At 62.9% G+C, this 26,562-nt stretch carries 24 protein-coding genes; 3 read left to right on the top strand and 21 right to left on the bottom strand.

Going from position 1 to position 26,562, the window contains the following annotated elements; all coding sequences use genetic code 11:
• Positions 1-17: 17 nt before the first annotated feature.
• From NGR_RS23695 to NGR_RS23745, 11 genes are all read right to left on the bottom strand, one after another.
• Entirely contained in the window at positions 18-1,007 is a 990-nt protein-coding gene (locus tag NGR_RS23695) for a beta-ketoacyl-ACP synthase III (protein WP_012709024.1), read from the bottom strand.
• Positions 1,004-2,272: an adenosylmethionine--8-amino-7-oxononanoate transaminase gene (locus tag NGR_RS23700; protein ID WP_012709025.1), complete on the bottom strand. Its 1,269-nt coding sequence runs from the start codon at positions 2,270-2,272 to the stop codon at positions 1,004-1,006. The genes NGR_RS23695 and NGR_RS23700 overlap by 4 nt, the downstream gene beginning before the upstream one ends.
• Positions 2,269-2,907: a dethiobiotin synthase gene (gene bioD / locus NGR_RS23705; RefSeq protein WP_164924666.1), complete on the bottom strand. Its 639-nt coding sequence runs from the start codon at positions 2,905-2,907 to the stop codon at positions 2,269-2,271. The genes NGR_RS23700 and bioD overlap by 4 nt, the downstream gene beginning before the upstream one ends.
• Entirely contained in the window at positions 2,907-4,049 is a 1,143-nt protein-coding gene (locus tag NGR_RS23710) for an 8-amino-7-oxononanoate synthase (protein WP_012709027.1), read from the bottom strand. The genes bioD and NGR_RS23710 overlap by 1 nt, the downstream gene beginning before the upstream one ends.
• Complete coding sequence (gene bioB, locus NGR_RS23715) at positions 4,046-5,065, bottom strand: biotin synthase BioB (protein ID WP_012709028.1); 1,020 nt, start codon at positions 5,063-5,065, stop codon at positions 4,046-4,048. Before bioB ends, NGR_RS23710 begins: the two co-directional genes overlap by 4 nt.
• Before the next feature lie 253 nt (positions 5,066-5,318).
• The gene (locus tag NGR_RS23720; protein ID WP_012709029.1) at positions 5,319-6,437 is read right to left on the bottom strand and encodes a branched-chain amino acid ABC transporter substrate-binding protein; all 1,119 of its coding nucleotides are present in this window, start codon (positions 6,435-6,437) and stop codon (positions 5,319-5,321) included.
• 115 nt (positions 6,438-6,552) lie between these two features.
• Positions 6,553-6,897, bottom strand: a complete 345-nt coding sequence (locus tag NGR_RS23725) for a DUF6867 family protein (RefSeq protein WP_012709030.1) — start codon at positions 6,895-6,897, stop codon at positions 6,553-6,555.
• Between the two features lie 21 nt (positions 6,898-6,918).
• Positions 6,919-7,644 carry an ABC transporter ATP-binding protein gene (locus tag NGR_RS23730; RefSeq protein ID WP_012709031.1) on the bottom strand — a complete coding sequence of 242 codons (726 nt, stop codon included), beginning with the start codon at positions 7,642-7,644 and terminating at the stop codon, positions 6,919-6,921.
• The gene (locus NGR_RS23735) at positions 7,641-8,528 is read right to left on the bottom strand and encodes an ABC transporter ATP-binding protein (protein WP_012709032.1); all 888 of its coding nucleotides are present in this window, start codon (positions 8,526-8,528) and stop codon (positions 7,641-7,643) included. Before NGR_RS23735 ends, NGR_RS23730 begins: the two co-directional genes overlap by 4 nt.
• The gene (livM, locus tag NGR_RS23740; RefSeq protein WP_012709033.1) at positions 8,528-9,913 is read right to left on the bottom strand and encodes a high-affinity branched-chain amino acid ABC transporter permease LivM; all 1,386 of its coding nucleotides are present in this window, start codon (positions 9,911-9,913) and stop codon (positions 8,528-8,530) included. Before livM ends, NGR_RS23735 begins: the two co-directional genes overlap by 1 nt.
• Positions 9,914-9,917: 4 nt before the next feature.
• Positions 9,918-10,820 (bottom strand): branched-chain amino acid ABC transporter permease, encoded by a 903-nt coding sequence (locus tag NGR_RS23745; RefSeq protein ID WP_012709034.1) that lies wholly within the window; start codon positions 10,818-10,820, stop codon positions 9,918-9,920.
• Between the two features lie 384 nt (positions 10,821-11,204).
• Between NGR_RS23745 and cysQ the strand changes: the two genes are divergently transcribed.
• On the top strand, positions 11,205-11,978 hold the full coding sequence (gene cysQ, locus NGR_RS23750; RefSeq protein ID WP_164924447.1) for a 3'(2'),5'-bisphosphate nucleotidase CysQ: 774 nt from the start codon (positions 11,205-11,207) through the stop codon (positions 11,976-11,978).
• A gap of 2 nt (positions 11,979-11,980) precedes the next feature.
• Here the strand turns inward: cysQ and NGR_RS23755 are convergent, their stop codons facing one another.
• Together NGR_RS23755 and NGR_RS23760 are read right to left on the bottom strand one after the other, a co-directional pair.
• On the bottom strand, positions 11,981-12,376 hold the full coding sequence (locus NGR_RS23755; protein WP_012709036.1) for a response regulator: 396 nt from the start codon (positions 12,374-12,376) through the stop codon (positions 11,981-11,983).
• Positions 12,377-12,492: 116 nt separating this feature from the next.
• Complete coding sequence (locus tag NGR_RS23760) at positions 12,493-13,245, bottom strand: Crp/Fnr family transcriptional regulator (protein ID WP_164924448.1); 753 nt, start codon at positions 13,243-13,245, stop codon at positions 12,493-12,495.
• Positions 13,246-13,394: 149 nt separating this feature from the next.
• Here NGR_RS23760 and NGR_RS23765 point away from each other — a divergent pair, with 149 nt between their 5' ends.
• Entirely contained in the window at positions 13,395-14,255 is an 861-nt protein-coding gene (locus NGR_RS23765) for an SDR family NAD(P)-dependent oxidoreductase (protein ID WP_012709038.1), read from the top strand.
• Positions 14,256-14,323: 68 nt separating this feature from the next.
• The gene (locus NGR_RS23770; RefSeq protein ID WP_012709039.1) at positions 14,324-15,880 is read left to right on the top strand and encodes a VOC family protein; all 1,557 of its coding nucleotides are present in this window, start codon (positions 14,324-14,326) and stop codon (positions 15,878-15,880) included.
• A gap of 114 nt (positions 15,881-15,994) precedes the next feature.
• Here NGR_RS23770 and NGR_RS23775 read toward each other — a convergent pair whose 3' ends face one another.
• The 8 genes from NGR_RS23775 to NGR_RS23810 form a co-directional block, all read right to left on the bottom strand.
• Positions 15,995-19,765, bottom strand: a complete 3,771-nt coding sequence (locus tag NGR_RS23775; protein ID WP_012709040.1) for a VCBS domain-containing protein — start codon at positions 19,763-19,765, stop codon at positions 15,995-15,997.
• Positions 19,766-19,986: 221 nt separating this feature from the next.
• Positions 19,987-20,550: an NADPH-dependent FMN reductase gene (locus tag NGR_RS23780; RefSeq protein WP_012709041.1), complete on the bottom strand. Its 564-nt coding sequence runs from the start codon at positions 20,548-20,550 to the stop codon at positions 19,987-19,989.
• A 129-nt stretch (positions 20,551-20,679) separates the two neighbouring features.
• Positions 20,680-21,633 (bottom strand): ring-cleaving dioxygenase, encoded by a 954-nt coding sequence (locus tag NGR_RS23785; protein ID WP_012709042.1) that lies wholly within the window; start codon positions 21,631-21,633, stop codon positions 20,680-20,682.
• Positions 21,634-21,738: 105 nt separating this feature from the next.
• Positions 21,739-22,518, bottom strand: a complete 780-nt coding sequence (locus NGR_RS23790) for a carbon-nitrogen hydrolase family protein (RefSeq protein WP_012709043.1) — start codon at positions 22,516-22,518, stop codon at positions 21,739-21,741.
• The gene (locus NGR_RS23795) at positions 22,515-23,315 is read right to left on the bottom strand and encodes an ABC transporter permease (protein ID WP_012709044.1); all 801 of its coding nucleotides are present in this window, start codon (positions 23,313-23,315) and stop codon (positions 22,515-22,517) included. Before NGR_RS23795 ends, NGR_RS23790 begins: the two co-directional genes overlap by 4 nt.
• Positions 23,312-24,166 (bottom strand): ABC transporter permease, encoded by an 855-nt coding sequence (locus tag NGR_RS23800; RefSeq protein ID WP_012709045.1) that lies wholly within the window; start codon positions 24,164-24,166, stop codon positions 23,312-23,314. Before NGR_RS23800 ends, NGR_RS23795 begins: the two co-directional genes overlap by 4 nt.
• Positions 24,163-25,200, bottom strand: a complete 1,038-nt coding sequence (locus NGR_RS23805; protein ID WP_012709046.1) for an ABC transporter ATP-binding protein — start codon at positions 25,198-25,200, stop codon at positions 24,163-24,165. Before NGR_RS23805 ends, NGR_RS23800 begins: the two co-directional genes overlap by 4 nt.
• A 235-nt stretch (positions 25,201-25,435) precedes the next feature.
• Positions 25,436-26,515, bottom strand: coding sequence for an ABC transporter substrate-binding protein (locus tag NGR_RS23810; RefSeq protein ID WP_012709047.1), 1,080 nt, complete (start codon positions 26,513-26,515; stop codon positions 25,436-25,438).
• Positions 26,516-26,562: the final 47 nt, after the last annotated feature.

The following is a 26,562-nucleotide window of genomic DNA, read 5'->3' on the forward strand; positions in this document are numbered from 1 at the left end:
TGAGCGCATCCAGCTCTCTAAAGTCCGACGACCACCGCCCCGCCGCTCAGCCCCGCGCCGGCCGCGGTCAGCAAGAGCTTTTCACCAGCAGCGAACGGCTTTGCCCTGTGCGCGAGCGAGAGCGACAGCGGGATCGTCGCCGCCGACGAGTTGCCATATTCCTCTATGGTGCGCACGGTCTTCGACGGATCGATGTCCAGATTGCCGCAGACAGCGTCGAAGATCCGGACATTCGCCTGGTGAGGCACGAAGCGGCTGACCTCCGTTGGGCCAAGACCCGCGGCGGCGAGCGCTCGGGTAGCGCAAGTCGACATCATCTCGACGGCGCGGACGAACACCTCCCGCCCGTCGCGCATCGTCATCAGCACATCCTCCGCCGCCATGCCCGGCGCAAATGGCCGGCTGCTGCCGCCGGCCGGAATCGTGATCAGATCGTAGCCGCTCCCGTCCGACGCCAGATCGACGCCGACGAGCCCCCTGTCCGAATCGTTCGAGGGCGCGACGACGACGGCGCCGGCGGCATCGGCGAAGAGCACGGCGCTTGCCCTCTCTGCCGGGTTGATGCGGCGGCTCAGAATGTTGGCGGCAACGACGAGGACCGGTTTTCCCTGCGCGCGGACGAAACCGTCGGCAAGCGTCAGCGCGTATAGGAAACCCGAACAGGCGCCGGCCAGGTCGATCGCACCGGAATTGGCAAGCCCGAGGCGATGGGCGAGCAGCGGCGCCGAGGGCGGCAGCAGGTGATCGGGGGTCGAGGTGGCAAGCAGCGTCAAGGCGATGTCGCCCCGCGAAATCCCCGCTTCGTTGAGCGCGGCTTCGCCGGCCTTGGCCGCAAGACGGCTCAGCGTATCGCCCGCCTCGACCCAGCGCCGCGCCCGGATGCCGGTGCGCCGCTCGATCCAGCCCGGCTCGAGGCCGAGTTGCGTTTCGATCTCGGCATTGTCGACACGCCGCGCCGGCACCGAATGGCCGAAGCCGGCAAGGCGGGAGGAGCGAATGGTACTCACAGCCGCCCCCCGCTGAAGGCTGCCGCAGCCGCGTCGATCGCCTCATAGGCCCGGTCGAGATCGGCATCGGCGACGCAATAGGGCGGCATCAGGTAGATGACATTGCCGAGCGGGCGGATGAGCAGCCTGCGTTCGCGGAAGAACGCCCTGAGCCGCGGTCCGACTTCCGACAGATAGCCCTCAGCCGGCACGCAAAGGTCGAGCGCGGCGATCGTACCGGTCTGGCGAACGTTGGCGAAGCGCGGATCGGCGCCGAACCGCTGCAGATGGTGCCGATGCTTCGCGGCGAGCGATTCGATGCGTCCACCGACCGGCTCCGCCTTCCAGACGGCGAGATTGGCGACGGCCGCCGCGCAGGCGATCGGATTGGCCGTATAGGAACTGGAATGAAAGAACGTCCGGCAACGGTCGGTCGACAGGTGCGCGTCGAATATCTCGGCCGTGCAAAGCGTTGCGGCGAGCGGCAGCGCGCCGCCGGTCAAGCCCTTCGACGTGCACAGGATGTCGGGCGCGATCCCCGCCTGCTCGCAGGCGAACAGAGTGCCGGTACGGCCCCAGCCGGTCATCACTTCGTCGGCAATCAGCAGAGTGCCATGCCGTTCGGCAATCCGCTTCAGTTCTGCAAGGACGACGGCCGGATAGATCTTCATTCCGCCGGCGCCGAGAATCAGCGGCTCGACAATGAGCGCCGCCACCTGGCCGGAAGCGCAAAATGCCTCGAAGGCGTCGAGCGTCTGCTGTTCGCGACCGGCTTCGGGAAACGGCAAGCGGTCGACGGCAAAGAGGAACGGCTCATAAGCCGCATTGAAGACACCGCGCTCGCCGACCGACATCGTGCCGATCGTATCGCCGTGGTAACTGTGCTCCATCACTGAGACGCGGCTGCGCGGCGCGCCGATATTGTGGAAATAGCCAAGCGCCATCTTCAGCGCCACTTCGACGGCCGTCGAGCCGCTGTCGGAATAGAAGACGTGCTCCAGTCCCGCAGGTGCGATCTCGATCAGCCCCCTGGCCAGTTCCTCCGCCGGCGCGTGGGTGTATTCGGCAAAAATCACCTGATCGTAGCTTTCGGCGGCGCGCCGGATCGCCTCCATGATCGCCGGGTGCCGGTGGCCATGGGTAATCACCCACCAGGACGAGATCGCATCGAGAATGCGTGTTCCATCCTCGTCAATGAGATAGGCGTCTTCGGTGCGGACGATACGCTTCATCGCCGGTTCCAGGGCGTGCTGGGTGAAGGGGTGCCAGACCGGGGAGCCGCTCATGCCAGCGCCTCGCGGAATTGGCTGATCTCAAATTGCTCGCGGAAGGCCTGCCTGAGAGTGTCCGGGTTCAGCGAATCGAGTCGCGGCAGCCGCCCGAGCACACGGACATGCCCCAGTTTTCCGATGATATCCTCCGTGTCCGGCCGTTCGTCGCCGATGAAGGCGACGCCAACGATCGGTATCGACCGGACCCGCAGCGCCTCGAGCGACAGCAGCGTGTGGTTGATCGTGCCGAGTTCCGTACGGGCGCAGAGGACAACCGGAATTTGCCAGCGCTGGAAGACATCGGCAAAGAGGGTCCGCTCCGTCAACGGCACCAGCAGCCCGCCCGCCCCTTCGATGACAAGCGGCGCATCGACCAGAGGGGGTGTAAGGCTATCGGGCAGGATCGTCACGCCGTCGAGCCTGGCGGAGAGATGCGGCGAAGCCGGTGTGCCGAGCCTGTAGGCTTCCGGCAGGATGCGGCGAGGCTCTATGCGGCCGAGCCGCCGGACCGTTTCGCTGTCCGTTTCGCCGTCGAGCCCGGCCTGCACCGGTTTCCAGTAGCAGCCCGAAAGCGCATCGGTGAGCGCAGCGGCAAAGACGGTCTTGCCGATGCCGGTATCCGTGCCGGTAATGACGACGCGGGATGCCATCATCGTTCCTCCGCCATCGCCACCTTCAGGCTTTCCAGCATCTCAGCGACCGCCGGCCTGTCGACATTCAGCGTGATGGCGATCCGGAGCCGCGCCGTGCCTTCGGGGACCGTCGGCGGGCGGATCGCCCGGATGTCGAAGCCTTCGTTGCGCAGGCGATCCGCAATCCTCACGGCGCGGCCATTGTCGCCGATCATGACCGGCAGGATCTGCGATCCGCTGCCTTCGACGCCGAGCGTTGCGGCAAGTGCCGCATTGGCAAAGGTGCTGAGCGCATCGAATTCCGCCCGCCGCTGCGGCTCGTCGGCAGTGATCCGCAAGGCCTCGCGAACTGCCGCCGCGGTCAGCGGCGACGGCGCGGTCGAATAGATGAAGCCGCGGGCGCGGTTGACGAGATAGTCGCACAGGATTGCGCTGGCACCGAGCAACGCGCCGGAGACACCGAGCGCCTTGCCGCAGGTATGCAGCACGACCACATTTTCCCGGCCATCGAGCGCCGCCGAAAACCCGCGGCCGCCGGGACCGAAAATGCCCGTGGCATGCGCCTCGTCGATGACCAGAAAGCCGTCGTGCTGTTCGGCGAGCATGGCAAGCTCCACGAGCGGCGCCCGGTCGCCGTCCATCGAATAGAGGCTTTCGACGGCAATCCATGGGTGCCCCGTTCCGCCGGCGCTACGCCACCTGCGAATCGCGTCGGCGAAGGCCTCGACGTCATTGTGCCTGGCAGCTACCGCTGTTGCCTTGCTTGCCGCGATCCCCTCATGGGCGCTCGCATGGATCAGTGCGTCGTGGACGATGATGTCGTCGCGCTGCGGCAGGGTCGAAAACAGAGCAACATTGGCGGCATAGCCGCTGCCGAAGAACAGTACCCGATCCGAACCGAAGAATTCAGCCGCCTCCGCCTCGAGTGCTTCGTGCTCGGGGTGATTGCCGCGCAGCAGTCGCGATCCGCCGGCCCCGACCGGCACGCCGCGCTCGAGCGCCGATACGATCGCCGCCTTCAGGCGCGGCGAGTTGGCAAGGCCCAGATAGTCGTTCGAGGTGAAATCAAGCCCCCCTTGGCCGACAAGCGCTCGCCGTCGCCCCTTGCGCCCGAGTCCCGCCAGGGTCTTCTCGTAGCGGCCGAGACCGTGCGAGATCATTCGGCGGGCTCCATCTCGGCCTGTTCCAGTGCCATCGGCTTGAGCCCGAGGCGGCGGAACAGCGCCGCATCGTGGTCTTCACCGGGATTGTCGGCAGTCAACAGCGTTTCGCCGACGAAGATCGAATTCGCTCCGGCAAAGAAACAGAGCGCCTGCATCTCGTCGGACATCTCCGTGCGGCCGGCCGAAAGGCGGACATGGGACAGCGGCATCAGGATGCGGGCGAGCGCGATCGTCCGGACGAAATCGATCGGATCGACGGGCGCCGCGTCGGCAAGCTTCGACCCGGGTATCGGGATCAGCATGTTGATCGGCACGCTTTCCGGCGCGGCTGGCAGATTGGCGAGCGTCACCAGCATCGAGATGCGATCCTCGACCGTTTCGCCCATCCCCAGTATGCCGCCGGCGCAGACCTTGATGCCCGCCTCGCGGACATTGGCGAGCGTGTCCAGCCGGTCGGCGAAAGTGCGAGTGGTGATGATCTCGCTGTAGAAGCGCTCCGAGGTATCGACATTATGGTTGTAGTAGTCGAGCCCCGCATCGGCGAGCCGCTCCGATTGTTGCGGCGACAGCATGCCGAGCGTCATACAGGCTTCCATGCCGAGCGACCTGACGCCGCGGACCATGGCGACGATCACCTCCATGTCGCGTTCCTTAGGGCTGCGCCAGGCGGCCCCCATGCAATAGCGCGTCGCGCCGCCTTCCTTGGCCCTGCGCGCCTCGGCAATCACCCGCTCGACCTCCATCAGCTTCGATGCCTTGAGGCCGGTCGGATAATGCGCCGACTGGCTGCAATAGCCGCAATCCTCCGCGCAGCCGCCGGTCTTGATCGATAGCAGCCGGCTCATCTGCACGGCGTTCGGATCGAAATGGGCGCGGTGGACGGACTGGGCACGGAACAGCAGGTCGTTAAAGGGCAAATTATAGATTTTTCTTGCCTCGACGAGATTCCAATGCGCCCCACCGGCCGTGGAATTCTCGGAATTGGCTCCGCTCGTTGCGATCTCGTTCCGCATTCGTGGCTATCCCCTCCGCTGTAGAACATCGATATAGATAGAATCTGATTTTATCTATAGTTTTATAAGTGAGAGGGGCGCAACCGCCTATCGGAGAGATTCAGCACTTCATGTCACCAGCGCCAGGCCCGCGCTCGCGCCGGAAACGCCCGCAGCATGCACTCACCGACAACGGTTCCGGCAACGCGAAAAGCAAAAGGCCCGGCGCTTGCGCACCGGGCCCTTGCATCCGCTGTTAAAGCGCGGAACGATACTATTCGTTCTGGAAGTAGCTGAACTTGCCGTCCTCACCCTTCTTCCAGGTGTACATGACGTAGTCCGGGCGAGTGATGTCGCCCTTTTCGTCATAGCCGAGTTCGCCGATCGCGGTCTTGAACGGACCCTTGGCTTTGATCGCTTCGGCAACGGCCTGCGGATCGTTGCCGCCGGCAGCCTTGGCGGCATCGGCGATCACCTGCAGGGCGGCGTAGGAATAGAGCGTGTAGGCTTCCGGCTCGAAGCCGGCGGCGCGGAACTTCTCGACGAGTTCCTTGGAAGCCGGGTTCTTACGCGGATCCGGAGCGAAGGTCATCAGCGTGCCGTCGACAGCGTCGCCGGCGATCGAGGCCAGCTCGTTCGAAACGATGCCGTCGCCCGACATGAAGGTAGCCTTCAGGCCCTGGTCCTTCATCTGGCGCATGATGAGGCCGGCTTCGGTGTGCAGGCCGCCGTAGTAGACGACCGAGACGCCGGCTTCCTTCATCTTGGCGATCAGCGCCGAGAAATCCTTGTCGCCGATATTGATACCTTCGTAGAGAGCCTCGGTGAGGCCCGCTTCGTTGGTCGCCTTCTTCGTTTCATCGGCAAGACCCTGGCCGTAAGGCGTCTTGTCGTGAATGATGGCGATCTTCGCGTCCTTGAAGTTGGCGGCGAGGTAAGCGCCGGCAACCGCACCCTGCTGGTCGTCACGGCCGCAGGTGCGGAAGGTGTTCCACATGCCGCGCTCGGTGAACTGCGGGTTGGTTGCAGACGGCGTGATTTCCAGGATGCCGTTCTCGGCATAGACTTCCGATGCCGGGATCGACACGCCAGAGTTGAAGTGGCCGACCACGAACTTCACACCGTCGGCAACGAACTTGTTGGCGACCGAGATGCCCTGCTTCGGGTCGGAGACGTCGTCGCCGAGGACCAGCTTGATCTGTTCGCCGTTGATGCCACCTGCTGCGTTGATGTCCGCAGCCGCCTGCTCAGCACCTTTCTGGAGCTGGGCGCCGAACGCCGCGTTCGGGCCGGTCAGCGGACCAGCGACGCCGACCAGCAGATCAGCCCATGCGGTGCCGCTGAAGGCGACCATTGCTGTCAGCGCCACGGCCGACAGGAGAGACTTTTTCATTTTGTTACTCCCAATTATTCGAGCGGGTCTCGTTTCATAAGCCTGCGCAATGCCCACCATAATTGCGCCGGTGTTCCTTCGCACCGGCCGCACCCGACCGGCACGCGCTGTTCCCTTATTTGGCCTTCCAGGAGAAAGGTGAGGTCTTCTCGTAGAGCCAGTAGTACATGTTCGACATCTGCTTGGTCCGGTAGTACCGGTAACCGGCGGTAGCAAACAACAAAAGTACGAGCGTGTCTACGACATAGTACTGCGGGCTGAACATCGTGCCTTCGAAAAGTGCGTGATGCACGAAGCGGATAGCAAGTCCCAGCAGCGCAACGTAGACAACGAGCCGCGGAACTTCACCCCAGCTTTCCGCAACGCTCTTGCCCGTCCGCCACGCGGTCCAGCCGCCGAGGACGCAGGTGATGAACAGAAACTGCCAGATGGAGGCTTCTTCGTAGAGAATTCCCTGCATGTCACTTAACTCCAGCGCGCATCAATGGCGGCCGCCTTCGAGATAGGCGGCGCGGACCTCCGGATTGGCGAGCAGGTCCTTGCCCGTTCCGCTCATCGTCACCCGGCCGTTGACGAGGACGTAGGCCCGGTCAGAAAGCTTGAGCGCCCCAAAAGCGTTCTGCTCGACGAGGAACACGGTCAGGCCTTCTTGCTTGTTGAGCTTCTTGATCGCCTCGAAAATGCCCTTGACGATGAGTGGCGCAAGGCCGAGCGACGGCTCGTCGAGCAGCAGCAGCTTCGGGCGAGCCATCAGCGCGCGGCCGATCGACAGCATCTGCTGTTCACCGCCCGACAGCGTCCCGCCGCGCTGCGCCTGCCGCTCCTTGAGCCGCGGGAACAGCGTGAAGACTTTTTCCACGTCTTCCTTGAAGTGCTTCAGGTCGTCGAGGCTGGCGCCCATCTGGAGGTTTTCGAGAACCGTCATGCGCGGGAAGATGCGGCGCCCTTCAGGGGATTGGGCGATCCGGAGCCGGGCGATCTCGTGCGTCGGCAGGCGCGTGATGTCTTTCCCTTCGAAGTAAATCGAACCGGTGCGTGCCTGCGGTTTGCCGAAGATCGTCATCATCAGCGTCGACTTGCCGGCACCGTTGGCACCGATCAGCGAAACGATTTCGCCCCGGTGAACCTCGACATCGACGCCGTTCAGCGCCCGGATATTGCCGTAATAGGTCTCGACGCCTCTTACATTCAGCAGCGGAGCGGTCATTGCTTGGTGCCTCCCTGCCCGCCTTCGATTTCTTCTATCTGCTCGATCACCTCTTCGACCTCTTCGTCCTCGACGCCCAGATAGGCCGCAATGACCCTTGGATCGTTCTTCACGAAGTCCGGGTTGCCGTCGGAAATCTTCTGACCATATTCGAGCACCACGACGTGATCGGAAATCTCCATCACCACGGACATATCGTGCTCGATCAACAGGATGGATGTACCGGTTTCCGCACGAATGCTCTGCAACAAGTCATTCAGCGCATGCGATTCACGCGGGTTGAGACCGGCCGCAGGCTCATCGAGGCAGAGCAACTCCGGACCGGTGCACATCGCCCGGGCGATTTCCAGCCGCCGCTGTGCACCATAGGGGAGGTCCCCGGCCGGGTCGTCGGCCCGATCGATCAGCGACGCCTTTTCGAGCCAATGCCTGGCAAGTTCCGTCGAATCCTTGGAAGCCTGCCGATAGGCGGGAAATCCAAGCAGTCCGAGCACGGTATAGCCCGACGCCTGCATCAGCTTGTTGTGCTGCGCGACCAGCAGGTTCTCGAGAACCGTCATGCCCGAGAACATCCGGATGTTCTGGAAGGTTCGGGCCACCTTCGCGCGCTTGGTGATCTCGAAATCCGGTAGACGTTCCAGCAGGAACTCATCGCCGGATTTCTGCTTCATGGTGATCATGCCCATCGTCGGCTTGTAGAAGCCGGTGATGCAGTTGAACACGGTCGTCTTGCCCGCTCCGTTCGGGCCGATCAGCGCGGTGATCTCGCCGCGCGCGGCTTCGAAGGAGAAGTCGTTGATGGCCATCAGACCGCCGAAGCGCATCGACAGGTGCTCAACCTTGAGAATAGGGTCTTTTGTCATTGTCGTTGTCTCGATGGCCATCAGCCGTGCCCTTCCTTGGTAAAGCTGCCGGAGACGGCCTTACGCTCGCGGAGGAATGCGGTCGGTTCGCGCGATCCGACGAAGCCGCGCGGCTTCCAGACCATGACGACCACCATGGCAAGCCCGAAGATCAGCATGCGATAAAGTTCAGGCGTGAAGTTCGGTCCGAAGATCATCTTGAGGAAGGTGAGTTCGCGCAGGATCTCCGTACCGCCGATCATAACTACCGCAGCGACGAAGATGCCGGTCAGCGAGCCCATGCCGCCGAGCACGACGATGGCGAGAATGACGGCCGACTCGAGGAAGACGAAGGATTCCGGCGAGACGAACCCCTGGCGCACCGCGAAGAACGATCCGGCAAAACCGCCGAACATGGCACCGGTGGCAAAAGCCGTAAGCTTCGTGGTCGTCGTGTTGATGCCGAGCGAACGGCAGGCGATCTCGTCCTCGCGAAGCGCCTCCCAGGCCCGACCGACCGGCATGCGGCGCAGCCGGATGGTGACGAAAGCCGTCAACAGTGCAAGGCCAAGGATCAGGTAGAAGAGGAAGATCTTGTAGTAGGCAGACGAGAGCGGTAGCCCCATCAGCGCTGCGAAACCGTCCTTCGAGGCATCGAACTTGATGCCGAACAGGGTCGCCTTGGCAATGCCCGACACGCCGAACGTGCCCTTGGTGACCTCGGTCCAGTTGATCAGCACGAGGCGGATGATTTCACCGAAGGCGAGCGTCACGATCGCCAGGTAGTCACCGCGCAATCTGAGCACCGGGAAGCCAAGGACGACACCCCAGCAGGCGGCAAGAATGCCGGCGACCGGCAGCAGCACCCAGAAGGACAGGCCGAAATAGCTGGAGAGCAGCGCATAAGAATAGGCACCGACCGCGTAAAAGGCGACGTAGCCAAGGTCGAGCAGACCGGCGAGGCCGACGACGATGTTGAGACCCCAGGCGAGCATCACATAGATCAGGATCTGGACGCCGAAATTGTCCACCCATTTGAGCGAACCCTGGACGCCGACGAGCGCGATGATGACCGGCGGGTACAGCACCAGCGCGAGGATCGCGATCTTCGAGAAGTTGCGACTGAAGAAGGTCTCCTCCTTCGCCACGTCCGGAGCAGCAGCCTTCGCCGCCTTGCGCTGGGCGAGCCAGGGCTGCGCATAGGCAACCATCAGGAAGCGACCGACCATGGCGACGATCACGAAGATCGCCAGCAGGCCCCAGCGCTGGGTAAGGATCAGCTCATTGCGGATGTTCTGATCGCTCTTGAGACCGACGAAGAGCACGAACAGCCCGAGCGTGATGAGCCCCGAGAAGACAGCCTCGCGCAGGGCCCGCGCCGTCAGCTCACTGCCGGCGCTTGCGGTAGTAGATGCAACATTTGCCATGGAACTATACCTTCTCGACTTCCGGTCGTCCGAGAATACCCGACGGCTTGAAGATCAGGACGATCGCGAGAATGGAGAAGGTCGCGACATCCTTGTAGTCGATTGTGAAATAGGCCGACCAAAGCGACTCGATGAGGCCGATCAGCAGTCCGCCGAGAACGGCGCCCGGCAGCGAGCCGATGCCTCCGAGAACGGCGGCGGTGAACGCCTTGACCCCCGGAGCGAAACCGTCGGTGAAGACGACGACGCCGTAATACATGAGATACATGGTACCGGCGACGGCCGCCAGCGCTGCGCCCATGATGAAGGTCACCGAGATGGTGCGGTCGACGTCGACGCCGAGCAGGGCCGCCATCTTGCTATCCTGTTCGGTAGCACGCTGGGCACGACCGAGCGGCGTCCGGTTGACGATATACCAGAAGACCGACAGCAGAACGGCGGTGATGACGACGATGATAATCTGCTTCAGGGAAACCGTGATCCCGAACAGGTCGTAGACCGAGGAGACGAGCGGCGGGATCGGCTTGTTGCGCGGCCCCTGCGTCACCTGGATGAAGTTCGACAGGACGATCGACATGCCGATCGCGGTGATCAGCGGCGCCAGCCGGAACGAACCACGCAGCGGACGGTAGGCCACCCGCTCGATCGTCCAGTTCCAAAGCGCCGCCGTCAGCATGCCAACGACCATCATAAGCAGAAGCGCCAGCACAACTGGTACGCCTGCCATGAATGTTGTTAGAATCAAGAAGACAATCAACGCGGCAAAGCCGCCCAGCATGAATATATCGCCATGGGCGAAGTTGATCATGCCGATGATGCCGTAGACCATGGTATAACCGATCGCGATCATACCATAAATAGACCCAAGCGTCAGCCCGTTGACGAGCTGCTGGATGAAATACTCCATCAATCTTCCCCTGGACCGGATCCTTATGGTCCGATCTCTTTTTATTAGTTTTCCTTCACGAGCGTACTCTGAGCGATTTCATACCTCTTTCAAGCGAAAATGAAAGTCAAAAATTGCGCCGCCGACAGATTCTTCCGAGATAAAATCGATTTGACGCTTTTCGTGCCAGAAGAATCGAAAAATTTGCGGCCTTCGCCTGGAAAATGATCAATTTTCAGCCCGGAAATGGGAAAACTGCGGCGTCTGCGTCATCAACCTATGACGAAAAAATATGACTTCCCCGGCAATGGTTTTGCAGTTGATTTGGCCGGAAATCATCGTGATCTAGAAAGCCTGGGCATGATGCTCGAGTCGATGCCGTGTGGACCCAAGAGTACAGGAACGATGCTGGAGATTCTGGAACGATCGGCGATTGCGGCCGGACGGGCGATCATGGAGATCTACAATAAGGGCCCGGCGGTGACCTACAAGCCGGACACCTCGCCGGTGACCGACGCGGATCATCGCGCCGAGCGCATCATCCTTGACGACCTTGCCGCCGCCTTTCCCGATCTTCCCGTCGTCGCCGAGGAAGCCGTTGCCGCCGGGCATGTCCCCGACATTGCCGGCAAGCGCTTCTTTCTCGTCGATCCCCTCGACGGCACCAAGGAGTTCGTCGAGCGCAACAGCCACTTCACGGTCAACATCGCGCTCATCGAAGACGGCGTTCCCGTCGCCGGTGTCGTCCATGCGCCGGCGCTCGGGGTGATCTATGCGGGAACTGCCGGACGGGCTGCCAAGGCAATCGTCGAAGCCGGCCGGATCGCAGGATCGTGGCAGCCGATTGAATGCCGCATGGCAAGCAACCGGCCAGTTGCACTGATCAGCCGCTGGCACAACAGCGCCGAAACGCTCGCCTACCTTGACGAACACGCCATTACCGACTGCGAAGCCATCGGCTCGTCGCTGAAGTTCTGCCTGCTTGCCGAAGGGTATGCCGACATCTATCCGCGCTTCAGCCGCACAATGGAATGGGACACGGCCGCCGGCGACGCGATCCTACGGGCGGCGGGTGGCGAAACGTTGCTGGTCGACGGCAACCCTTTCGCCTATGGGAAGCGCAACCAGCCGAACGACAGCGACTTCGCCAATCCCTGGTTCATCGCGCGCGGCAAGTAGGGTCAGGAGCTTGGTTGGGGATTTCCCGGCCGAAAAGCGGCCGTCATGAGGCTGCTGAGACTGCCCTCGCTGAAGGGTTTCTCGATGCGAGGAATACCGCGCAGATGGCCGGGCAAGGCCAACAAATCCCCATAGCCGCTGGTAAATCCGAAATTGATGCCCCGAGCGATCAGCGACTCGGCAACCGCGAAGCTCGTTTCATCGCCGAGATTGATATCGAGAATGGCGAAGTCGACCGGATGAGCCGCGACGATCTCCATCGCCTTCTCGACGGTCGTGGCGATGTGCACGCTCTTGACCCCGAGAGCATTGAGGATTTCGCCCATATCCATGGCGATGAGGAAATTATCCTCGAGAACGAGAACAGATTCGATGGCGGGCGAAATCTGATTTGTCATCTATGTTTGCATCCCTCGTTAGCCTCGTTCTGCCGAGATCCGACCGTGCACGCTAGGCCAGACGGAGAATCGTGGCATTTAAAAAAGACATGTTGCGCTCTTTTGGGCCGACCGGGTCAAATCAGCGGCCTCTTCGGTTCCCTGAACCCCTCCCACCCGGCCAGTTCCAACAGGCCGTCGATGTTCAGGACATGGCATCCCTTTTCGGCCCAGCGAATGAGGTTGAGCGCGGCCAGTTTTCTCAGCGTCTTGTTGGTGTGGACGATCGACAGGCCGAGCGTGTCGGCAAGATGTTGCTGGGTGATTGGAATGGCGATGCGGCCGCCACGGAACACGTCTAGTATTTCCGCCCTTTGATAGAGAAAGGCGAGGAGATAGGCCGCCCGTTCGAGCGCGGAGCGCCGACCGATGCTCAAAAGGTTTTCGTCCAATATGCGCTCCTCGCGGGCGGCAATCCAGGTCAGGTCATAGGCGAGATCGGGATAGCGCCGGTACAGTTGGCCGAGCCTGCTTCGCTTGAACACGCACAGGGTGACCGGCGAGAGTGCCTCGATCGAGTGCTGCATCTCGCCCATGAGGCTCCCCTGCAGCCCGACCATGTCCCCGGGCATCACGTAGTTCAAGATCTGCCGGCGCCCGTCGTCCAGCATCTTGTAGCGGAACCCCCAGCCGGAAAGCACGGTAAAAAGATGCGCGCTCGTCTCGCCTTCGGCAAGGATGGTCCCGCCGCTTTCAACCGTCTGCTCGCCAATCTTGAAGTCCGATACGAAGGCGAGTTCCTCGGGCGTGAACGGGCGGAACACGGCGAGCGGCCGCAGGGGACAGGCCTGACAGGGGGTGCCTTTGCCGAACTTGCCTTCAACGGCCATGGAATGTCTCGCGGCGGGATGAACGCACTCACTCAGCGACCGACAACGAGATGATGCTTCGAAGAAATGTCGGCGCCCATCCCTCATGGACTTGTGCGCCGCCGGGCCCTATCTCTCCTCGATCGTCCGTCGCAGCAGGATTGTGAACCATGTTGTCCTATTCCGCCATCGCCAAAAACAATGTCGCCGTCGTCACCGGCGCGGCCTCCGGCATCGGGCTTGCCGCAGCAAAGCGCTTCGCCGATCGCGGCATGAAGGTCGTGCTTGCCGATCTCGCCGGCGAACGGCTGCAGGCGGCCGCGGCGGAGGTGGCGAAGCTTGCCCCGGGCGGAGCGGGCGATATCGCCGCGATCGCGACCGACGTCTCCCGGGCCGATGAGCTCGTCGCGCTGGCGCGCGGCACGCGCGAACGATTCGGCCATGTGCATGTGCTGATGAACAATGCCGGCATCCAGCCCGGCAGCTCGATGTTCGGCCCGCTGGAGAACTGGGACGCGGTGATCGACGTCAATCTGTGGGGCGTCATCAACGGGGCGCGCATTTTCGCACCGGCCATGATCGCCCATGGCGAGCCGGCGCTGATCATCAATACCGGCTCCAAGCAGGGCATCACCACGCCGCCCGGCGATCCCGCCTACAATGTCTCGAAGGCAGGCGTGAAGGTCTTTACCGAGGCGCTGCAGCATGAATTGCGCAATACCGAGAACTGCCAGGTGAATGCGCATCTCCTGATACCCGGATTCGTCTACACGGCGCTCACCGCCCATGGCCGCACCGAAAAGCCGGCCGGCGCGTGGACGCCGGAGCAGACGGTCGACTTCATGCTGGAGAGCCTCGCCGGCGGCGATTTCTACATTCTCTGCCCCGACAATGAAGTCGAAAGGTCCACCGACGAAATGCGCATCCTGTGGGCCGCCGGCGACATCGTCGAGAACCGCCCACCCCTTTCGCGCTGGCACCCGAACCACGGCGACTCGTTCCGCTCCTTCCTCGCCGCAAAACGGGATTGAACGGCGTTCCGAGTTGATCGAATCTTCAATTGTAAGCCGCCGACAACGGCGGCAGGAGGGATAAGACCGTGACCAGCGGCATTCACCACATCACGCTGATCAGCCGCAAGGTCCAGGCAAATGTCGACTTCTATGTCGGCTTCCTCGGCCTGCACCTCGTCAAGCGAACCGGCGGTTTCGAGGATCCCAATCAGTTGCATCTCTTTTACGGGGATGCCTCGGGATCGCCCGGCTCGCTCGTCTCCTTCCTGATCTGGGAGGATGGCTCGCCGGGACGTGTCGGCGCCGGCCAGCCGAGCGAGATCGCCTTCGCCATCCCTTCGGAAAGCATCGGCTTCTGGCTGACACGGGCTCTGCAGTTCAACATTCAGGCGACCGGCCCGGCGCAGGAGTTCGGCGAACCGGTGCTGCGGTTCAAGGACCCGGACGGGGTGATCGTCAAGCTGGTCGGCACCGAGGCGCTTGCCGAGCCGGCGCCCTGGGCGAGCCGGGACATTCCGGAGGGGGACTCGATCAGGCGCCTGCGCGGCGCGACCGTGCTCACCGAAAAGCCCAAGGAAACGGCGCATTTTCTTCGCAGCCATTTCGGCTATCGCGAGGCTGCCGCGACGGAAACGATCCATCGCCTCGTCTCGTCATCCGGCGACGTCGTCGACGTGCGCGACGCGACCGGCTTCTGGACGGCCGCACCCGGCACCGGCACCATCGACCATATCGCTTTCCGCGCTTCGGATGAGGCTATCGTCCTTGCCGTGCGCGCCGACCTTGAGCAGGAACACGCCGGCGCCACCAACGCCCATGACCGGAAGTATTTCTTCTCGCTCTACGTGCGCGAACCTGGCGGATCGCTCTACGAGCTGGCTACGGACGGCCCCGGCTTTGCCGTCGATGAACTTCCGGATGCGCTCGGATCGAAGCTCTTCCTGCCGCCCCATCTCAGCAGCGATCCCGCCGCGACGGTAGTCCGGTTGCCGCAATTCGCGCTGCCGGGCGAGCCCCGGCTGACCCTCCGCGACCTTCCCTTCGTCCACCGCTTCTACCACCCGGAGCGACTGAACGACCGGACCTTCGTGCTGCTGCACGGCAGCGGCGGCAACGAGACCGACATGCTGCCCTTCGGCCACCAGCTCGATCCGCGCGCGACACTCATCGGCGTGCGCGGCCGCAGCACCGAGGAGGGCTTTCCCCGCTGGTTTCGCCGCCTGTCGATGACCACCTTCGACCAGCGCGACATCCGCTCGGAAGCGGAGGCTTTCGCCGCCTTCGTCGAAGAGGCGCGCGACGCCTACGGGCTCGATCTCGCGAAGACGGTGTTCATCGGCTATTCGAACGGCGCCAATCTGCTGGCGGCTGTCATGCTGCTTCACCCGGGCGTCATCAGGAACGCGGTGCTGATGCGGGCGATGGCAGCTCTCGAGGATGCGCCGAAGGTGGATCTCGCAGGCACGAATGTCCTGATGCTGACCGGCAAGGACGACCTCTATGGCAAACACGCGCCGCAGTTGAAGGCGGAGTTGCGCGAAAGCGGCGCGAATTTCGAGGCGGTCGATATCGACACCGGACACGGCATCGGCCCGGAAGACGTCGCCGTCATTCGCCCCTGGTTCGCAGAGCGTGGCCTTTAATTCCGGAAAGTGTCATCCCCGCCGCACGCCAGCTCCACGTCTCCCTCAGTCGAAAAAGAGGAAGCCAGGCGAATGCTGGCTTCGATGATCGACTCGTCCGCCCGCCAACTGCGACTATACAAACAGGAAGTCGCCGGAGTTGAAATTTAGGAGAGCGGTGCGCGTCGCGATGCTGTCCAGCTCCGCGACGAGCACCGCGCCGCCGGCCGCACTTGCATTCGCATCATAGTAGACGGCTGCATGGCCGAGGTCGGTGTTGTAGAACACGAACAATGCGCCGGTCGTGATATTGCCGTAGCCGTCGATCGTACTCTGGACCGTTGCATTGGAGACGTCCGCATCCGTCTTCACCGCGACTTCCGTGCCGAGTGCATTGATCGTCCCGTCGTTCCCCGATTTGAAACCGTCGACTCCTGTGTTGTTGTTGCCGACGGCGAATTCAAAGGTCCCGCTGCCGACGTCGAACTGGAGCTTGTCGACGCTCGTGCTGTTCGTCCCGGCACTGAAGTCGGTGACATGGTTGCTGGTGCCGGAGAGCTTCTGGAAGATGAAAGTATCGTTCCCTCCATCCCCGTTCAGCACATTGTTGCCAGCACCTCCGTTTAACGTGTCGTTTCCACCCTGGCCGAACAAGGTGTCGTCTCCGCCAAGGCCGAACACCATGTCGCTGCCGCTTCCGCCATAGAGCACGTCGTCACCCGATCCTCCGCTTGGGTTGTCCGCGGTATTGCCGTTGCTGCCCGTGACGATCGTGAAAGTCTCGGTTTTTTCGTATGCCGCCCCGGCCGGGTCGCCGGTCTGTATTGCCTTCACGGTCACCGTAAATGTGCCGTTTGGTGCCAGATCGTCGGAACGCAGCGTGTCGCCGCTGATCGAGAACAAGCCGGCATGCGACTGCGAAGCGATGCTGAAGACGAATGCGCCTGCATCGGGATCAGCCGCGCTCAGAGAGCCGATGAACTCGAAATTATTGATATTGGGGGCGTCCGTCGGGACGACGGGGGTCAATTTGATGTCCGTCGGCGCCTGTCTGGGCGGCGCATCATCAGCGCCGGTGATGTCGACGACAATCGCATGGCTGACGGTGCCATCGAGCGACGTGACCGTCAGCGTGTCGCTCACGGCCTGACCTGCGCTCAACGCCTGTGTCGCTGCGCGCTCGTTGTCGAGTATGTAATTCCACTCGCCCGTCGCTGCATCGAAACTGAAACTACCGTAGATGCCCGCGAGCGACGCCGGGGCTTGGAACGCCGCTTCGCCGGCGTCGACATCCGAGACGCTGAGCTTGCCGGAGGCATGTGGATCGCCGGAACCTGCGGTCCCCGCCTCGTTGACCGAACGGTCATCGGCAACGGTCGCATCGACGACGATCGCCGCGGCATCGTTGCTGCCGGTGATGTCGACGACGATCGCATGGCTGGCGGTACCGTCGAGCGACGTCACGGTCAGCGTGTCACTGACCGGCTGGCCCGCCTTGAGGGCCTGCGTCGTCGCCCGATTGTTGTCGAGACTGTAGCTCCACACGCCGGTCGCCGGATCGAACGAGAAGGTGCCGTAGGTGCCCTCGAGCGAGGCCGGCGCGGCAAAGACTGCTTCGCCCGAGTCGGCATCCGAAACGCTGAGTTTGCCGGAGGCATCCGGATCACCGCTGCCGGCGGCCCCGGCTTCGGCGGCGGCCCGGTCATCGGCAACATCGACGACGATCGCCGCGGCATCGTTGCTGCCGGTGATGTCGACGACGATCGCATGGCTGGCGGTACCGTCGAGCGACGTCACGGTCAGCGTGTCACTGACCGGCTGGCCCGCCTTGAGGGCCTGCGTCGTCGCCCGATTGTTGTCGAGACTGTAGCTCCACACGCCGGTCGCCGGATCGAACGAGAAGGTGCCGTAGGTGCCCTCGAGCGAGGCCGGCGCGGCAAAGACTGCTTCGCCCGAGTCGACATCGGAAACGCTGAGCTTGCCGGCGGCATCCGGATCACCGCTGCCCGTCGCCCCGGCTTCGGCGGCGGCCCGGTCATCGGCAACATCGACGACGATCGCCGCGGCATCGTTGCGGCCGGTGATGTCGACGACGATCGCATGGCTGGCGGTACCGTCGAGCGACGTCACGGTCAGCGTGTCACTGACCGGCTGGCCCGCCTTGAGGGCCTGCGTCGTCGCCCGATCATTGTCGAGCGTGTACGTCCACGCCCCGGTCGCGGGATCGAACGAGAAGGTGCCGTAGGTGCCCTCGAGCGAGGCCGGCGCGGCAAAGACTGCTTCGCCCGAGTCGACATCGGAAACGCTGAGCTTGCCGGCGGCATCCGGATCACCGCTGCCCGTCGCCCCGGCTTCGGCGGCGGCCCGGTCATCGGCAACGGTCGCATCGACGACGATCGCCGCGGCATCGTTTGCGCCGGTGATGTTGACGACGATCGCATGGCTGGCGGTGCCGTCCAGCGACGACACAGTCAGCGTGTCGCTGACCGGCTGGCCCGCAGTCAGCGCTTGCGTCGTTGCCCGTCCGTTATCGAGCGTGTAGCTCCAGGCACCGGTCGTTGGGTCGAAGCTGAAACTGCCATAGACGCCGTCGAGCGATCCAGGTGCCTGGAACACTGCCTCGCCGGCATCGACATCCGCGACGCTGAGCTTACCGGAGGCATCCGGGTCGCCGCTGTCGGCCATCCCGGCTTCGCTCACCGACCGGTCGTCGGCAACAGTCGCATCGACGACGATCGCCGCCGCGTCGTTGCTGCCGGTGATGCTGACGACGATCGCATGGCTGGCGGTCCCGTCCACCGACGTCACATTCAGCATGTCGCTGACCGGCTGACCCTCCTTGAGGGCCTGCGTTGTCGCACGATCGTTGTCGAGACTGTAGCTCCACACGCCGGTCGTCGGGTCGAAGCTGAAGCTGCCATAGACGCCGTCGAGCGAGGCCGGCGTCTGGAACGCTGCTTCGCCGGCATCGACATCCGCGACGCTGAGCGTGCCGGAGGCATGCGGATCGCCACTGCCGGCCGCCCCGGCTTCGCTCACAACTCGGTCGTCCGCTACGGTCGCATCGACGACGATCGCTGCCGCGTCGTTGCTGCCGGTGATGTTGACGACGATCGCATGGCTGGCCGTACCGTCGAGCGAGGTCACCGTCAGCATCTCGCTGACCGGCTGACCTTGCTTGAGGGCCTGCGTCGCGATGCGGCTGTTGTCGAGCGTGTAAGTCCAGCAGCCGGTCGCCGGATCGAACGTGAAGGTACCGTAGGCGCCGTCGAGCGAGGCCGGTGTTTGGAACGCCGCCTCGCCGGCATCGGCATCCGAAATGCTGAGCTTGCCGGAGGCATCCGGATCGCCAACGCCGCCCGCCCCTGCTTCGACCACGGCCAGATTACCGGTCGCCGACGTATCGATTCCGATTGCCGCCGCATCGTTGGCACCAGTCAGCGTGAGCGACACATTCGCCTCGCTCAACGTACCATTGCCAAGCCTTATGGCGTAGACAAAACTGTCCTTGATGGTTTCACCGGCCGATAGGGAATTGACATCGACGCCGGCCCCGGGAATTCCACTTCCGTCGCTAAGGCGATATTCGATCTTCCCGTTGTTGATCCTGACCCAGTTGCCGAGCAGCGTCGTTTCCCAGGCCGACGCGCCGGTCGATCCGACGTCTTTCGCGAGAAGCTCATAATCCGCGGTGATCGGATTGCCGTCGCCGTCCTCTAGCGCGAAAAGCGACTTGGCCTTTCCGCCAAGATCATTCGCCATCACGTCGAGAATGATGGTGTTGCTGACAGGATTGTAGTTCTGCAGATTGAGGATCTGGTCTTCTGACCAGAGGTAGGTATCGTCTTGTGCCTGTGGAGTATTGGTAAATGAAGTCGCACTGCCGCCGCTGCTCTGCGTAGCCATTAAAGTACCTCTTAATCAAAAAGAGCTATATAAAAATGATTATAGAAAAATTCAGAGAGACTTAAACTCTATACCCTTATTCGAGAATAAATCTCCATAGTCTCTTAAATAAAGACGGATCGACTTGTCTCTTTGCAAATTGTTACCACATCGCCTGTGAAAGGGAAGTAGTTTTTATAGATCGCTTGATTTATCGCAGCGGAAACTCGCTGCGCCCGGCTCTAATGCGCTTTCACGGCTGCAACATAATCCGCAAAGGCCTGGACGAAGGCTCGCAATCGCTCCCGGGTCTCTTCGTCAGTCAGTTGTCCCTGGCCGTCGAAGAGCGGCGCGGCCCTCAGCACCATCAGCCGCTTGCCCGACCAAAGCTCGGCGCCGAGCGTTCGCATCACGGAAAGCCAGGCGTTCTGGCTGAGAATGGTGCCGAAATTGCCCGGCGAGGCTCCGGCGAGCGCGAATGGCCGACCGCCGAACACCTTGCGGATATCGGCAGGCGGGCGGCTCAGCCAGTCGATGGCATTCTTGAAAACGCCGGGCACGGAATTGTTGTATTCCGGGGTGAAGAGAACGACGCCATCCGCCGCGATGATCTGCTGCTTCAGTGCCTCTACCGGAGCCGGCACGCCGCTTTCGGCCTCCACATCCCCGTCATAGAGCGGGATGCCGTGCAGGGTCGCGGTGTCGAACTCGACCCCCCCGGGCGCGACCGCTTTCGCCGCGGTGAGCAGGCCGGTGTTGAAGGAAGCCCTGCGCAGGCTCCCCGATATGCCGAGAAGTTTCGTCATGGAAGGACCATCCCTTTTGTTCGCGCGAAGGCGAAAATTCCTGGTTGGCAAGAAAACTAGGAGTAGGGAAACAAAAGGAAAGCCGGAGGGCTTTCCTTTCTCGCGTGGCGCCCATGAGCGCCCGCCACTCTATTCCAGCGGCTTCAGCCGTGCTTCAATCTGCGCCCGCTTCGGCTCCAGGAAGGGTGGCAGCGACAGGCTTTCCCCGAGCGATTCCAACGGCTCGTCGACCGCAAAACCGGGTCCGTCCGTGGCGATCTCGAACAGGATGCCGTTCGGCTCGCGGAAATAGAGCGAACGGAAGTAATAGCGCTCCACCTCGCCGCTCGACGGCAGATGAAAGCCCTTCAGCCTCTCCGTCCACTGGTGCAGATGCTCGACATCCGGCGCCCGGAAAGCGACGTGGTGGACGGCGCCCGCGCCCTGCCGGGCGATCGGCAGCCCCGGCTGGACCGCGACGTGCAGTTCGGCCGCCGCGCCGCCCTCACCCATCGAGAAGACATGGACCTTGCCGTTCCCGTCCGGCGACGCATAGTGCCGCACCTCGCGCATATTCATGACATGGCTGAGCACCAGCGCCGTATTGGTGATGTCCGGCACGCTGATGGTGATCGGCCCGAGGCCCCTGATCTGGTGCTCGGCCGGGACCGGGCTCCTTTCCCACGGATGCGACGGCGCCAGTCCAACATCGTCCACCAGTCGGAACCGCTGGCCTTCGCCGTCCTCGAAATCGAGAGAAGTCCGGCCGTCGATTTCGCTGACCCCGCCCGACGCCACGTTCAGGTCCTCAAAGCGCCTCTTCCACCATTGCACGCTCTCGGCACTGCCGACGCGAAGTCCGGTGCGGGAGATGCTGTGCGTTCCGCGCCCCTCCGGCCCGACCGGCCAGTCGAAGAAGGTCAGGTCCGTGCCGGGCGTCGCCTTCCCGTCGGCGTAGAAGAGATGATAGGCGGTCGTGTCGTCCTGGTTGACGGTCTTCTTGACGAGCCGCAGCCCCAGCGTCTTCGTGTAGAAGCGCAGGTTCTCCGGCGCATTCGCGGTAATCGCCGTCAGATGGTGGATTCCGGTCAGTTGCAAGCTCATGATTGCCTCCTGGGGCTTTCGGTTGAGCTGAATATTCGGTCCGGCCCAGCGTAACACAAGGGAGATGGCGCGAACGGATTGTTCCCTGACGGCGAACGATCGAAATCAGACTCGTCCGAGGTCCTTGAGGTACGTATTCTCGCCGCGCGAAATGGCAAAGGCCGCAGGATCGATTTCAGCGAAAATCAGCGTTTCATCGGAGGCATTGGCTTTTGCCATGACCTGTCCGTCCGGAGACGCGACACAGGAAAGACCGGCGAACGAGAACATGGCGTCCGAGCCACAATGATTGACATAGGCGACGAACACCTGGTTCTCGAAGGCTCGGGTCTGGATCATGTGATCGGTGATGAACGTACCGGACCAGCCGGCCGGAAGCGCCGTCGGCACCAGCACGGCATCGGCGCCGGCGGATGCGAGGCGGCGGACATTTTCCGGGAATTCGACGTCGTAGCAGATCAGCATGCCGCAGGTGACGCCCTGATGCTTGAAGAGGCGCGTTTCGGGCTGCGCCGGCGTGAAAAGCGACCGTTCGTAGTCACCATAGAGATGCGATTTCCGATAGATCGTCGGCTCGCCATCGCCATGCACATAGACCGCGCTGTTATAGACGGCGGCACCTTCCCGTTCGGCAAAGCCGGCGATAATGGCGATGCCGGCGTCGCGCGAGATCCGTTGCAATGCTTGCACGGTCCCCCCCTTGGCCGGCTCGGCCAGTGCCGGGATATCTTCGCCCGCGCCGTAGCCGGTGATCCCGAGTTCGGGCGTCACCAGCAATGTCGCCCCCTTGGCCGCAGCCTCGGCGGCCGCGCCTTCGATACGGGCGAGATTGGCGGCGATGTCGCCGCCGACGCTTTTCATCTGCAGAGCCGCAAGCTTCATCATTTGTGATCGGAGGCCATGGCGCCGAGCAGCTTCGGCAGGTCGCCGAAGCGGGCGACGAGACCGAAGATGACGGCCGCAGTCGAAACGAAGAGAACCGTCACCGAGGCCATGGTGGGCGTATAACCATAGCGCAGTGCGTTGAAGATCTTGATCGGCAACGTCTCCATGGTGAAACCGACGGTCATGTAGGCAACGATATATTCGTTGAGCGACAGCACGAAGGCAAAGGCGTAGCCCGAGACGATATAGGGCAGGATCAGCGGCAGCACCACGGTGCGGAAGATGGTGCGCTCGTCGGCGCCCATCGTCGCGGCGGCCTCGACCAGCGACCGATCGATCGAGGTGAAACCGAGCGACAGCGTCACCAGCGGCAGGGTGACGAAGAAGATCGCGTGGCTGACCACCGCCGTCCAGGGCTGGCCGTAAAAGCCGGCGGTTGCCCAGAAGGTCAAAAGGCCGAGCGCCGTAATCACCGGCGGCAGCGTAAAGGGTGCGACGCCCAGAAGTTGGAAGATATTCGCCCAGGGCGCCACCCGCCGCCACAGGAACCAGGCGAGCGGCAGCGCGATCGCCACGGCGAGTGCCGCCGAGAGCACCGCAAGCGTCACGGAGGCGAAAAGCGCGTTTCTCCATTCGGGATTCAGGAAGATTTCGCCGTACCAGGAGGTCGAAAAACCTTCCGGCGGAAAGGCGAGCGTCTGCTTCTGATTGACCGAGACGCCGGCGACCACGATCAGCGGCAGCGCCAGGAAAAGGCCGATCAGGAAGAAGTAGAATTTCTGGTAAACGGAGGTCATGCGGCCTCTCCCTTGCGTCCGGCGATCACGGTGAGCGCCACCAGTCCGAGCGTCACCAGCACCAGGAACACGGCCATCGCGGCGGCAAAGGGCATGTTGGACTGGTAGATCGCCTGATCGGTAATCAGCACCGAGAGCGTCCAGTGCTGCGGCCGGCCGAGAAGCTGCGGCAGCAGGTAGGAGCCGAGCGCGAAGATGAACACCATGATCAGCGTCGCGACGATGGTGTTCCTGAGCGCCGGCACGACGACGGTGAAAAACGCCTTGAGCGGCGAAGCGCCCAGCGTCCGGGCCGCCTCCGTCAGCGTCGGATCCAGCCGGACGAGCGCCGGGAACAGGACCAGCACCGTATAGGGGAAGGCCTGATAGACCATGCCGGTCAGCACCGCCGCAAAGCTCGGCGTCAGCGCCTTCGCTTCGCCCATCAGTCCGAGCGCGACGAGGATATTGGTGATGCCGGCCGTGCGCGAGAACAGCGTCGACCAGGCAAAGCCGATGATGACTTCGGAGAGCGACAGGATCGAGAGCAGCGCCACCAGCCAGAGGATCTGCACGCGGCGCGCCATGCGCGTCAGCAGATAGGTGAACGGCAGCGCCAGCACCACGCAGCAGATGGCGACGGCGATCGCCATCATCAGCGAGAATCCGAGCACCCCGCCGAAGAAGGCCGAAAGGAAGCGTGCGTAGTTGTCGAAGACGAAGGCCGGCGTATAGAAGCCGCCCTGCTGCCGCTGGAAGAAACTGACGGCGATCATCGTGCCGAAGGGCACGACGAAGAAAATCGTCAGCATCGCGGCGGGGAAGAGGAGCGGCGAATAGTCGGCGAGGGTTTGGGGCGGTTCGCGTCTCATTTCCTGAGCACCACGCAGACATCCGGGGTGAGCGCCACGCCGACCTGTTGGCCGACAGAGACGTCCGGCCGCTCTCGCGGTGTCGAGACCGCGACGATCTGGCGGTCCGCAACCTCGACGAAGGTCTCGATCGTGCCACCGAGGTCGCGTACGAAAGTGACGGTACCGGTCAGCGCGCCGGCGCCCGGCGCTGTCAGATGCACGTCTTCCGGCCGGATCGAGATCGTCGCCTTGGCCGCCTCTGACGGTAATTGCAGGCCCGGCACCGGCTGGCCAAGCACGGTTACGTGGCCGCGGGTGTCCGACTCCGCTTCGAGCAGATTCGTCTGGCCGATGAAATCGGCGACGAAGCTGTCGGCCGGCCGGCGGTAGATTTCGATCGGCGAGGCCGCCTGGCGGATTTCGCCGCCGCTCATGACGACCACCGTATCAGCCATGGTCATCGCCTCGCGCTGGTCGTGGGTCACGACGATCGTCGTGATGCCGAGCTTCTGCTGCAATTGCCGGAGTTCCACCTGCATGGCCTCGCGCAGCTTGGCGTCGAGTGCCGAAAGCGGCTCGTCGAGCAGGAAGAGCTTCGGCGAGATCGCCAGCGCCCGGGCGATCGCAACGCGCTGACGCTGGCCGCCGGAAAGCTTGGAGACCGGCCGGTCCGCGTAGCCGGAAAGATGGATCATCGACAGCAGTTCCTCGACCCGCTTCTTCTGGTCCTCCTTCGGCGCGCCGCGAATGCGCAGGGAATAGGCGATGTTCTCGCCAACCGTCAGATGCGGAAAGAGCGCCAGCGACTGGAACACCATGCCGAGATTGCGCTTGTGCGTCGGCACCCGCGTAATGTCCTCTCCGTCGAGCCGAATGGCCCCGGAAGTCGGCAGGTCGAGGCCGGCGATCATCCGCAGGAGGGTTGTCTTGCCGCAGCCCGACGGACCGAGCATGCAGACGAAGGTGCCGTGCGGCACCGTGAGGTCGACGTCGTTGACGGCCTTGAAGGCTCCGAATTCCTTGACGACGTTCTGAAGGGCAAGTCCCGACATATGTTCCCCGCTTTGGCGCTTCATGCGCAGATGCCGCGGTGCCAGCACCTATCGAGGCGCGACGGTGGCGGCAGCATTCGAGTTTGGACATAGGTTATCCCTAAACCGTCCACGGTTTAAGGGATTATGCACTGAGCCATGCAGCCGTTCAGAGTGCGACAGCGGCTTTGACCCAGTTGTAGGCGCACGGCGCTGCAGTCCGCACCCGTTGACCGGGGCGGACTGCACGCGACCGTCAACCGACGATAAGCTCCGTCCACTTCTGGTTCAACCAGTCCGACTTCGTCTGGTAGAGGTCGTAGCGCGGGACGATCGGCTCGATATCGGACGATACCGCGGCAAACTCCTTGTCCGTCAGATCGGTCGACTCGCGCTTGACCGTCGGCGAGGTGCCGACCTTGCGCGACAGCGTCGCCTGGATCGCCGGCTGGCACATGTAGTCGATGAAGATATGCGCCTCCTCGGACTTCTGCGAGGCGCGCGACAGCGCCCAGCAACCGGAATCCTGGATGCCGCCCTCCTTCGGGAAGGTCGAGCGAACCGGATGACCGTCGGCGGCGGCAAGCCCGGTGACGTCGTGGTAGTACTGGCCCATCGGAATTTCGCCCGACTTCAGCGCCTGCTCGAACTGCGCCTCGTCGCGGTACCAGAGGCGAACATTCGGTTTCACTTCGGCGAGCTTCTCGAAGGCCTTCAGGATGCCCTCCTCCGTGTCGAGCGCATTGGTGCCGCCCATGTGGGTCTTGGCGGTCACTTCGAGCAGGAAGGAGTTGGAGACCAGCGCCAGCAGACCGAGCTTGTCGGCGTTCGCCGGATCCCAGAGGGCCGTCCAGGAGGTCGGGGCTTCCTTGTAGACATTGGTGTTGGTGACGAGCGTGATGTACCAGGATACGGCACCGACACCGGCGACGCGGCCGTCCGGATATTTGTTGACGAAGCGGTCGAGAAGATCCGACGCATGCTTGATCTTCGCCATGTCGATCGGCGTCCAGAGCTCGGTCGCCTGACCCTTGAGCATCGCAACCTGCGACATCATCGAAACGTCAGCCGGTGCCTGTCCGGCACGGGCCGCCTGCTCGAGCTGAACCAGCCAGGCCTCGCCGGTCGGTTCGGCGATCGACTCGACCGCAATCCCCGTCGCTTTGGTGAATTCCGGGAAGATGTTCTTGTCGAAGGAGTCCTTGAAGTAGCCGCCATAGACGCCGACCTTCAGCGACTTGTCCTGGGCTCGCAGCACCGCGGGCATTGCCAGCATCGATGCACCGGCAAGCCCCGCTCCCAGCAGCGTGCGGCGCTTGATGGAATTGATGTTCATTGCATGTCTCCTTTGTTTTGGCGGCTACCGCCGCGTTCCCTGTTGTC

The organism is Sinorhizobium fredii NGR234 (assembly GCF_000018545.1).
In the GTDB taxonomy this organism is placed as follows: domain Bacteria; phylum Pseudomonadota; class Alphaproteobacteria; order Rhizobiales; family Rhizobiaceae; genus Sinorhizobium; species Sinorhizobium fredii_A.